8 protein-coding genes are annotated in these 10,291 nt (G+C 38.6%); 4 read left to right on the top strand and 4 right to left on the bottom strand.

Translation table 11 applies throughout. The features are described 5' to 3' along the window. Nucleotides 1-142: 142 nt before the first annotated feature. The 4 genes from EHQ58_RS05945 to EHQ58_RS05930 all read left to right on the top strand — a co-directional run bounded on the left by EHQ58_RS05945 (nt 143) and on the right by EHQ58_RS05930 (nt 4,625). Nucleotides 143-1,693 (top strand): COG3014 family protein, encoded by a 1,551-nt coding sequence (locus tag EHQ58_RS05945; RefSeq protein WP_135622957.1) that lies wholly within the window; start codon nt 143-145, stop codon nt 1,691-1,693. Between the two features lie 8 nt (nt 1,694-1,701). Then, nucleotides 1,702-2,433 carry a hypothetical protein gene (locus EHQ58_RS05940; protein WP_135622956.1) on the top strand — a complete coding sequence of 244 codons (732 nt, stop codon included), beginning with the start codon at nt 1,702-1,704 and terminating at the stop codon, nt 2,431-2,433. 9 nt (nt 2,434-2,442) lie between these two features. Further along, the gene (locus tag EHQ58_RS05935) at nt 2,443-3,228 is read left to right on the top strand and encodes an IPT/TIG domain-containing protein (protein WP_135622955.1); all 786 of its coding nucleotides are present in this window, start codon (nt 2,443-2,445) and stop codon (nt 3,226-3,228) included. A 689-nt stretch (nt 3,229-3,917) separates the two neighbouring features. After that, nucleotides 3,918-4,625, top strand: coding sequence for a hypothetical protein (locus tag EHQ58_RS05930; protein ID WP_135622954.1), 708 nt, complete (start codon nt 3,918-3,920; stop codon nt 4,623-4,625). 19 nt (nt 4,626-4,644) lie between these two features. Here the strand turns inward: EHQ58_RS05930 and EHQ58_RS05925 are convergent, their stop codons facing one another. The 4 genes from EHQ58_RS05925 to EHQ58_RS05910 form a co-directional block, all read right to left on the bottom strand. Further along, the gene (locus tag EHQ58_RS05925; RefSeq protein ID WP_135622953.1) at nt 4,645-5,262 is read right to left on the bottom strand and encodes a response regulator transcription factor; all 618 of its coding nucleotides are present in this window, start codon (nt 5,260-5,262) and stop codon (nt 4,645-4,647) included. Beyond that, nucleotides 5,262-5,885: a response regulator transcription factor gene (locus EHQ58_RS05920; RefSeq protein WP_135622952.1), complete on the bottom strand. Its 624-nt coding sequence runs from the start codon at nt 5,883-5,885 to the stop codon at nt 5,262-5,264. Before EHQ58_RS05920 ends, EHQ58_RS05925 begins: the two co-directional genes overlap by 1 nt. 77 nt (nt 5,886-5,962) lie before the next feature. Next, a complete protein-coding gene (locus tag EHQ58_RS05915) occupies nt 5,963-9,076 on the bottom strand; it encodes a response regulator (protein WP_135622951.1) in 3,114 nt (1,037 codons plus the stop codon). Beyond that, nucleotides 9,027-10,184: a FecR domain-containing protein gene (locus EHQ58_RS05910; protein WP_135622950.1), complete on the bottom strand. Its 1,158-nt coding sequence runs from the start codon at nt 10,182-10,184 to the stop codon at nt 9,027-9,029. Before EHQ58_RS05910 ends, EHQ58_RS05915 begins: the two co-directional genes overlap by 50 nt. Between the last annotated feature and the right edge of the window lie 107 nt (nt 10,185-10,291).

Genomic DNA, 10,291 nt, shown 5'->3' with positions numbered 1-10,291 from the left:
AGATGTATTTGTCTAGAAATATATTATTTCCCGACCTCTCACCTATTCAGGGTATAGACATATATCTTTTGAAAGTTTATACTGGTGCTAGTTGATGTAAGTGAAATGGACTTATCCACTAACCAGTCATTGAGGAGACAAAGTGAGTTTCAATCGTCGGATTTTTGATTTCGTTACGCATGCATTTGGTCGGGAATGTGTGGACCATATCCCAGCAGTAAGTACAAAGTTATTTTCGATACTTTTTTTACTACATTTGATCTCTTGTAGTTCTGCTGCGAGGTTAGAAAATACAAGAGCGTCTGTTAGGTCGGATTTTTTTAACAATCGATTGGATTCTGCCGCCTCTAAACTTTTTAATCAATATTCAAATGCGGCAGATAAGGATGTATTACTCGCTTTGATGGAAGCCGGCGTCGTTTTACACACAAAAGGGGATTACAAAAAAAGTAATGATATATTCAAAGAAGCGGCACAGGTCGCAGAGAATATTAAAGTTAGTGCCACAGGTGAAATTGCTTCTTTTGTATTGAGTGATAATGCTTCCAACTTTAGAGGTGAAAACTTTGAAAGGGTTTTGATCTACTTCTATTTATCGTTAAATTCTACTCTTTTGAGAGAGTATGAGGAAGCTAAGCGATACCTAAGGAAATTGGACTTTGAACAAAAGGAATTGTACTTAACGGAAGCAGAGAACAAGCAGAACGGTATGGCCCGATTTCTCGATGCGATCATTTCCGAGCATCTTGAGAAGTATGAGGATGCAAGAGTCCAGTATAAGAATCTAACAGCCCACCTTGGTAAAGAAGAAGAGATACTGATTAATCAGTATGGTTTCGCCCTCAAGAGTAATGATTCCAAAACGGCCCGAGCTGTTGAGGGAAAACTTAAAAATACGAAGATTGCCTTTAATTCCAAGTTAGAGCCAGCAAAATATTCAAAAGAGATGGGAGAACTCATCATCATCAACCAGGCAGGTATTGCCGCGCGCAAAAAATCAAGAGGGAAACTTAAAGAATCACCCGAATTTGAGACAGCCTTAAGAGCAGCCGTTGAAGTCGCAGCTCAATCAGATAGTTCATTGGCTTCCAATATAACTGGTGTATTATTAGCAATCGGAGAAGCAGAAAATCCCATTCCGAAATTTGAAAAATCAGAGTCTGAGGATCAGAAAGAGCAAACAATTTATATAAATGATAAGGAGATCGCTACTACTCACATTTTCAATGATTATTCGAAGACATCGATGGATACGTTCAATTCTAATTATGATGCTATGGTAACAAAAAACGTAGCATCTCTTGCCACCAAAATTGTTATTGCTTCCGCTGCTGCAAACGCAGCTGTCAATAATCCTGGAGCAAATGCTTTAAAAGGAAAAGCAAAAGGCGAGTTATGTGGTCGAGTCCCACAGCCTTTAAATATAGTTTGTGAAATCCTCTTTGATAAAACTGTAGATACGGCCGCCGGTGCTGCCACTGGTGCTCTCGCAGGCGCTAGTTTAGAACCCGATTTAAGGTGCTGGTCCTTACTTCCCTCGAACTTCCAAGCAAAACGACTGTTTCTCGAACCAGGCTCTTATACCGTAAAATTTAAAATGAACGGACCTGAAGGAGAATTTTCAGTTCCCATCGAAGTGAAAATTGAGAAGGGCAAGCCGTTTTTTGTCAATCTTCGAAGTATCGCGATTTAGGTTATCAAATGAATACGAAAAGAAAAAAACTATCTTGCCAAACATTTATGTTTCTACTTTGCCTAATCAATTTTTCATTTGGAGAAATTGATGCACAAGAAAATAAAGAGGCTCCATTCCCTACAATTTACAATCTGAAGAAGAAAAAATCCCAAGATCCTTCTTCAGAAAACTCAGAACAAAATTTGGCACAAGAGTATAATTCTGCACCAAATCGAAGTGGCTACTCGGGTGCTGCTTATTTCAAAACAATTTTATTCCCAGGTTGGGGACAAGCTTCAGAAGGACATAACTGGAAGGGATATGCCTTCCCCTTGATTACGTTAGGTGTACTTGCAAATGTCGGAGTTAAATATTCCGATTTTAAAAAAGCGGATAGCGAATATAAGGATTTGTTCGGTGGAGACGGTACTCTCTTTTTGCTTCTAAACCTAGAGCCGCTCAATACACTCAATCTCATCCAAACTACACAAAGAGGGGAAGCGCTCGAGAGGAGTGCGGAAAATCTTGCCCAAGCAAGTCAAATTTACGGTGCCTGGATGGCGATCTGTCTGCTTGATATGATGATCTTTAAACCAACCGCAGTCGCCTCGTTAAATTACGAAAGACCAGGCATCGCACTCGGTAGAACAGAGAAAGGAAATATCCAATTGGATATGGAACCGAAGAGAGTTCAAACGGCACTCGGAAACCAAGAGTGGGAAAATTCCGGAAAAATATTCTGGCAAAATTCATTTTAAAGGATAGATATGAAACTCATACAATTATTATTTTTTTTACTTACCCTCGGATGCATAAACTATAGCCGTGACAATGCTACCGATATAGGAACGCAAGAATACCTTTTGACACAACTTCTCGTGCCAACTACGAGCGTTACGGGTCGCTCACCAACGATCACTTCCTTTTCGCCTTCTTCGGGGAGCGTTGGAACAACGGTTATCATAACGGGAACCAATTTTTCAACGTCTACATCAAGTAATACGGTAAAGTTTAATTCCACGACCGCCACTGTCACTGGGTCAACAGCTACGTCGATAACGACGACAGTTCCGTCTGGAGCCACTTCTGGAACGATTACTGTGACCGTGGGTGGGCTCACTGCCACCTCTTCCTCTCGCTTTACTGTTTCGACAGTTGCCAGTGTCTCAAATAACTTTGACGACGGAGTTGTTCCCTCAGGTTGGTCGGGTACTTGGACGAACACTTCAGTCAGTTGTTTTTCCGGGAATTGTTTGAAGTCCGCTACGATCGGTAATTCTGCGTCTTCCTCTATTACTGTGACAAAAACGACGAATGCGGGAAGCATCACATTTTACCGAAATGTTTCCAGCGAATCAGGACATGACTATTGCATTTTTTACGTAGATTCCGTGGAAACCAATTCCAACCGTGTGAGTGGCTCTGGCTCATGGACGTTTAATTCCTATACAGTTACAGCAGGTTCGCATACATTTCTTTGGACTTATAGCAAGGACATCAGCATTGCCTCGGGCTCCGATGCGTGTTGGATTGATAGTGTAACTTTTCCATAAGGGTTCCGAGAAAATAGTTCAAAATGTACTTTATAAAAATAAAAAAAGTAATAAATTATTGATAATAAGTAAAAAAGTAAGAATATACCTTAAACAGGGTATTGAATTATTAAAGGAATCAAATATACTGAAAAAATGAATCGAATGAGCGAGAAGGAAATTGAATCCGAGAAAGACCAGCAGTCTTCCTTAAGGGAAATTTCTTTTTCAATTATTTTTTGATTCAATAGGAGAAAAAATGAGAATGATTCCAGTTAAATTGATAAGTTTCCTTTGCATAATGATGATTTCCCTTACATCATTTGCGGGATGCGCAAAGGATACGGCAAAAAGTACCACCAGTGACTTAGAGGACTTTTTCTATCTATTATTCCTGCTAAGTTTTTTGTCAACAGGGAGAACTTCTTCTTCGTCATCAAGTTCAGGTAGTTCTTGTTCAGATTCCTGTAGCAATTCCTTGCCTTGTTGTTCTTCTCGATGTTGTACTTCCGTGCGTTCCGATACAAGACTTATGGATCTTACCGGAGATACTACGAATGGAGTTTCTAAATGCAGTTCTCCGCAAGGAGCCCTCTATGCTTGCACTCCCTCGGATCGAAAAGCTCTTAAACTAGGGAAGACGACATGTACAGGAAGTGGAAGGCTAACTGAATTTCCATGCGATTTAGTGACGCCTTAGTTCTTTTCAATTGAGAATTCATCCTTTTGCTGTATGTTTATTATTTTCAATATACTTTCAGGGATGTAAAGCCGAGAACAATCATGCTACCAGGAATTATTTTCTTGGTAGCATTCTATTTTCAATCTCTTCTGGTTGTATCCAATACCCAACAAAGACCTTTGTAAAAGAATTCATATTAAATAAGCATACGAATTCAACTTCTCAATTTGAATACGAGAGGGTTTGTACCTTCCATCCACAGGATATAAATTACCACTGTTCTGTGAATGGCTTGTCGGAGATCCTATATCATTATTTTTCCATCAATGATTTCTATTTTAAATATAGGCAATTGACAGTGTTAGATGGATTGAGAAGAAAATCAACTAGCCAATTTGAAGAAGAGTATACACGTGATGGATTTGGGAGATTGTACAATTACGTCAGAAAGGATAGTAGCTATGGGGAAACTTATTATGATTGGGACGCATTGAATAGAGTAATGTCCGGTAAAATCACTAAAGGCGGATGCTCTGGAACTCTAACAAATTGGGTATATAATGATTCATCATTTCGCATCCAAAATCTTACGGATACCCAAGATCTAAATTGTAAAAAAAATGCTACCTATCAATATGATTCTAATTTTCAAATACAAGGACGAATCTTGGAAGAGGCTCAATTTCAAACAAGATCCGAATACAATCTCCTGGAAACAGGTTCGTTCTGTTTGTAAGGCGATTGGCACAATGGTTTTAATGATGATTCAACTTTTTCATCAGCATGGTTCTATTATTCACATTTAGTTTTACATATATGGAACGAATCTGTGTACGGACGGTATGTGTAGAGAGACCAAAGAATTTTGCCACTTCATCAGCTGTGTAACCTTTGATTACCTCTTCTAGGATTTGCCTCTCTCTTTCGGTCAGCCTTTCATAACCATCGACCTGATTCTTTTTAAATTTTTTCTGGACGAGGAAGGCAATGGTGGGTGTGATCACGCTTCCACCATTTAAGAAAGTGTGAGTGATATCGAGTAAATCGGAAGCTTCTGATTTTAAAAGATATCCAATCGCACCATTCTCTAAGGATTCAAAAACGATATTATCTGAAAAGACTGTACTCAAGATAACATATTTTATATTAAGCCCTCTAGAGCTTGTGTACTTCATCAGTTCCAATCCATTCATGCTGTGAAGGTTGATGTCAAGATAGACTAAGTCATAATTTATTTTGAGACCATTTTTGATAAAATCTTCTGCAGAGGATAAAAATGTCAGGATCAGATTTGGGTCGTACTGTAATTTTTCTCGTACAAGTTCTTTGAAGTAATCCTGATCTTCAATGATACAAATTTGTTTTGATTTCATCAATCAAAACCCAGGTCGGAGGCACGCCTGATCAACTGTATCCGATTATTTACCTGTAGTTTTTTATAGATATTTTTGGTGTGTGTTTGAACGGTGTGAAGTGAGAGGTCAAGCTCAATGGCCACTTCCCGAACGGATTGACCAGAGATAAGCTCAGTTAAAATATCTTTTTCTCTTGTGGTCAAACTTTCGAACCCATCCTTTGCATTCGTTTGGGGTTCATGAAAGCTTTTTAAAACGCGAAGAGCTAGTGTCGAGGTAATCACGGCACCTCCCGCAATAATTTCAGCTGTTAGACTTGGAAGTTTCTCTAAATCAGATTTTAACACGTAACCTATCGCACCAGATTTTAATGCCTGAAAAAGAATTTCATCGGAGTCCATTGCGGACAAGACTACGATTTTAAGGTCAGGATGTTTCTCGCGAATGATTTTAGTTAACTCAATACCACTCAGACCAGGCAACACAATGTCCACGAAAAGAATCTCTGCTAAACTTTGTGTTTTAGAGGCAAGGTATGATTCAGCAGATTCGAATATTCTGATTTCCTCTGCCATGGGATTGAGGATTTCATGCATTCGTCCTGCAAAATTTGTATCATCTTCTACAAAATCAAAGATCATATTCCTTCCATTCAGAATTCATTATAACATCCTTAACCGATTTGAAAATACCTAGTTTAGGGTAGTCGGACCTGAAATTAAACCAGAGTATTTGGAATGAACAAAAGTACATTGAATTCACCTTCTAATTCCAAATATTGAAGACTTGCTCCTAGTTTCTGGCAACGTTCCGCTAGATTTCTTGAACCGCGACCGTGTATCCGATCTTTCTGGTAATGGGATTTTGTCAAAATTTTTAGCTCAAAGCTTGGAAGCAAACTTCCTATTTCATAGGAAACAGGTCCAGAACCATATTTAAGATCATTATTTGCAATTTCTTGCGTGATCCGAAAAATTTCTGTTTTTGTAGATAGACTCCATCTTTCCGCCTCTTTCCATTCGATGGTTCCTTCTTTGAGTTTCACACGACAGATTCGTCCTGCATTCGAATACCTTCGCAGAAGCATTGACATCCAGCCCAATTCAAAATCCCTTTCAATATTACGAAAGTCTTCCCATTCATGAAGTTTTGTACGAAGTTCGTTTGAAAGGGTTGTTGCCGTATGCCGGATGTTAGCTAATCTCTCTGGTATTAATTCTGGGTGAAAATCTAATTGATTGATTTGAGATACTAAGTCAGTAAGTTTACCACCAAGGATATCATGAATATCTCCATAGATGCTATCTTTTTCGTTAATGATGTCCTGCTTGTGTTCTTTGCTTTTATTAATTTTCTGTTCAATCCTTAAAAGCAAATCATCGACGTTAAATGGTTTGGCGATAAAATCATCTGCACCAAGCTGGAAGGCGGTTTCGACAATGTAATTTTCTGTACGAGCCGTTAGGAACAAAAAGGGAAGATTCTTGTTTTTATGTTTTACTTGTTCGAGAAGTACAATTCCGTTTTTACCAGGGAGGGTCCAATCTGAAAGAATGAGATCAAATTCTAAATTTTCGATACAAGCAACCGCTTCATCAACAGTGGTGACATGTTTTATCATATACTTTTCTTTTAGTATATGATAGAGATAATCAGACATCGAAGGCTCATCCTCGACGATTAATAGTCTATATTTTAGATCTTTACGATCTAATACGTTTGAGAATTTAGCCCGTCGAATTCTAGGGAAAAGAGTTTCTGCCTGGGTCGCTTCTGTTGCTGGATAAAGAGGTAAATCCAATTCTACTTTTGTGCCAACATTTTCTGCAGATGATATAACAAAAGAACCTTCGCAATCATTTACCATTTCTTTCACAAGATATAAACCAATCCCTGTTCCGAGAGAGGAGATGGCTTTTCCTCTGGAAGACTGGTAAAATTTTTCAAATACTAAATGCGTTTCGTCTGGTGCAATGCCAATGCCTGTATCTGAAATATTGATTTTGATCTTATTTTCGAGAACTTCATAAGCCAGATCCACCTGTCCTGTCGGAGTAAATTTAACGGCATTGCTAAGTAAGTTTCTAAGGATTAAATCCCATTGGTACTTATCAATTCTGAAAAAAAGAGGTTGTGCGGATTCGTGTAAATGAAACTGAATATTCTTATCATCGCATAATATTTCAAACTCTTCAGAAATTTTTCGAAAATAAGATATTAATTCAACATTGATTTTCTCCTTGGCAATCACTCCAAATTCAATTTTTGCAATGGCGAGTAAATCATCCACTAGAGCCTGAATTCGAGTCGCATTTCTATGAATGACGGAAAGTAAGAATAGCGATTGTTCATCGTTAGTTTTGCATGAAAGCCTTTCGAGTGGAGACAGTATTAGAGTAAGAGGTGTTTTGAATTCATGAGACACATTCGCAAAAAATTCATTTTTAGATTGGTTAGCGTTTGTTAAGTGCAGGTTTGCGATTTCAAGACCTATTGTTTTCTCTTTGATTTTTTCTTCTAAGTTTAGCTTTGATTCTTCCAATAAATGTGTGTATTCTTGCAATCTCAAGATATTTTCCCGGTAACGGAGTGAGATGATCCATACAAGGGACATCATTACGGGAAAAAATCTCAAATGTACATCGCTTGCATTGTCAGTTGACCATCCAAATTGAAAGAACAGATACCGGTAAAAGGTAGTAAAAAACACGAGCAAACCAAAAAGTAGGATACGTGCATTTTTTTCTTTCAACATGGCATGGTAAAAGCAACTTGCAACCGTTAACGTCGCCCCCACTCCACTGGCGATACCTCCAACGAGTTCAAAGTAATCACAATAACCACGCGTAAAACCATAGGTACTGATAATGAAAAGTCCGTAAAAATATGTTAAGATCACCACATAGGAATAATACTTCATAATGAGTTTAGTAGATTTGCCAAATATCTCACCAATAAATTTTGTAAAAAAATACACCATCCCAAAATATCCATTTAATCCTAAAAAAGCAGAAGCCTCATGCCAGAGATACTCTGTTAAATTGATGTCAACTTCCGCCAAACAGATGATCGATAGCGATATAGAAGAAAATCCAAAATATAATAGGAGTGAGTCTTTTGCCATCCAGAACATGAGAACGGCCGATATACCAACAATCATATAAAAAAGAGAAAAGGCAAAATTTGGAACTTGTTTAAGAATTAATATTTCCCAAAGGTCTCTTTCGTTTCCGAGCAAAATATGATCGTAGATACCTATGGATTTCCAATCCGAATATAAATCTACATCGATGGTTTTGGCACTTGCTTCTGGAGGTAGGAGCACTATGTGTGCGAAAAAATTTGGAAAGTGCTCGATTTGATCCTTCGCATTCCATTCTCCATGCGAGTAAAATTGCCGGCCATCCAGAAAAAAACGCGCTCCCATATCTATGGTTTCCAGGTAAATAGCATTTTGCCCTTCGGAAAAATCAGGCAATTGTATCTTCATTTTCATGGTATTTTCTTTTTTATCCGTTCTTATGTATTCCTGATTAGAAAATTTTTTCCATTCACTCGAGCCTAACCTGCGATACGTTAGATTATCCTTTAAGTCGGTGATACGGTATCGAGTTTTCTTATGGATTTGATCGAAAAAAGGAAGAATCGTCAGAATAACAGCAGAGGAGGTAAGGAGGATTATAAAGTATTTGGTCCTGTTTGCCTTTGTGTTTTGATTCATTGCTGCAGAAAGGACGGGAGAGCCACGACTCTCTCCCTTTTTTTCTAAGTTGTTTTTTGAATTAGAATTCAGTTCCTTCGACTTCTGATTCAGCAAAACTTTTTTTACCATCCGTAGTTAACACGTGATATGTCGATCCTTCTTGTATGATGACACCTTGGACCCGGCTACCGTCTTTCAGTAAAAGAGTTTCTGCGGATTTTCCAGTAATTTGTTCAATTCGTTTCATCAGGCTTTCATTTTTTGTTTTGTTCCTAGATGAAATTTCTGTTTTGCGAACCGATTCATTTTGCATCTTTTCTTTTTCGATCGCGATGAGCTCTTCAAATTCTTTTAATTGCGCTTGGATGTCTTTCTCTTTGGTCTGTTCTACTTTGATAGGAGTGGTTGCACTTAATTTATCTGCAATTTTGGTTTTGGTCTCTTCGGTAGAACCTGAAAGGGTATCCAACTTTTGCGTGGCCGTTTTGATGTCCCCTTTTTTGATCGATTCCTGGATCTGAGGAATGGCTGTGTTTAACCCAGTATCTTTTAATATTTTATCGGTATATGCTTTTGAGATGGTGACTTTTTGACCTGCCTCTAATACCTGTTCCCTCTTCGCGAGTGAACTTTCCACCGCGATTATAGTTTGAGATTTTGATTTCAATTCTTCTGGGAGGGAGTCAATTTCTGCAATCGCTGCCCTAGTTGAGACAGAACCTTCTATCACTTGTAAGCCGACATCACCTTTCTTTGAGATTTCTGCAGAGAAGCTAGTTCCCCTCACGCCGGCTACCATTGTAGGCATAATGACTTTGACGGATTGGTTTTTTGCCAGTTTGTTATTGATTTTAAATAATCCCGATCCTTTCCTAAGGGCAAGGTTGACATCCCCTCCATCGGAGGCCACGGATGGTTCGAGTTTAAATTCTGACTCTGCCTTTACGCGGATGACGATCCCGGATTCTGCTTCGATGATTTGAAGATCACATAATGATTTTTTACCAGTAAGCAAAATGTCTTTTTCTGTGATCAAATCTCCGAGGGCCAGCTTCCGATCTCCAGTGAGGCATTCACCAACGGTAAAAATGACAACGGCAGATGTAACCTTGGATTCGCTGGGCTTTTCCATGTTCTTTACTTCTGCTTTCCCAGCTGACTCTTTTTGATTGCACATAGACGTGAGAAGTGTAAAGGCAAATAGAATCGTGATAGTGATGGTTCGATTATAAGTCATAGTGTTCCCTTTTTCCAGTCGATTGAATGAAAGAAGGGGAGTGCTGCCAAGCAGAATATTCCTCTATTTTACTACCATGAATGGGGTAGAAGGTAAGCCTTCTGAAA

Source organism: Leptospira ognonensis (assembly GCF_004770745.1).
In the GTDB taxonomy this organism is placed as follows: domain Bacteria; phylum Spirochaetota; class Leptospiria; order Leptospirales; family Leptospiraceae; genus Leptospira_A; species Leptospira_A ognonensis.
This window is presented reverse-complemented; position numbering and strand designations above follow the sequence as displayed.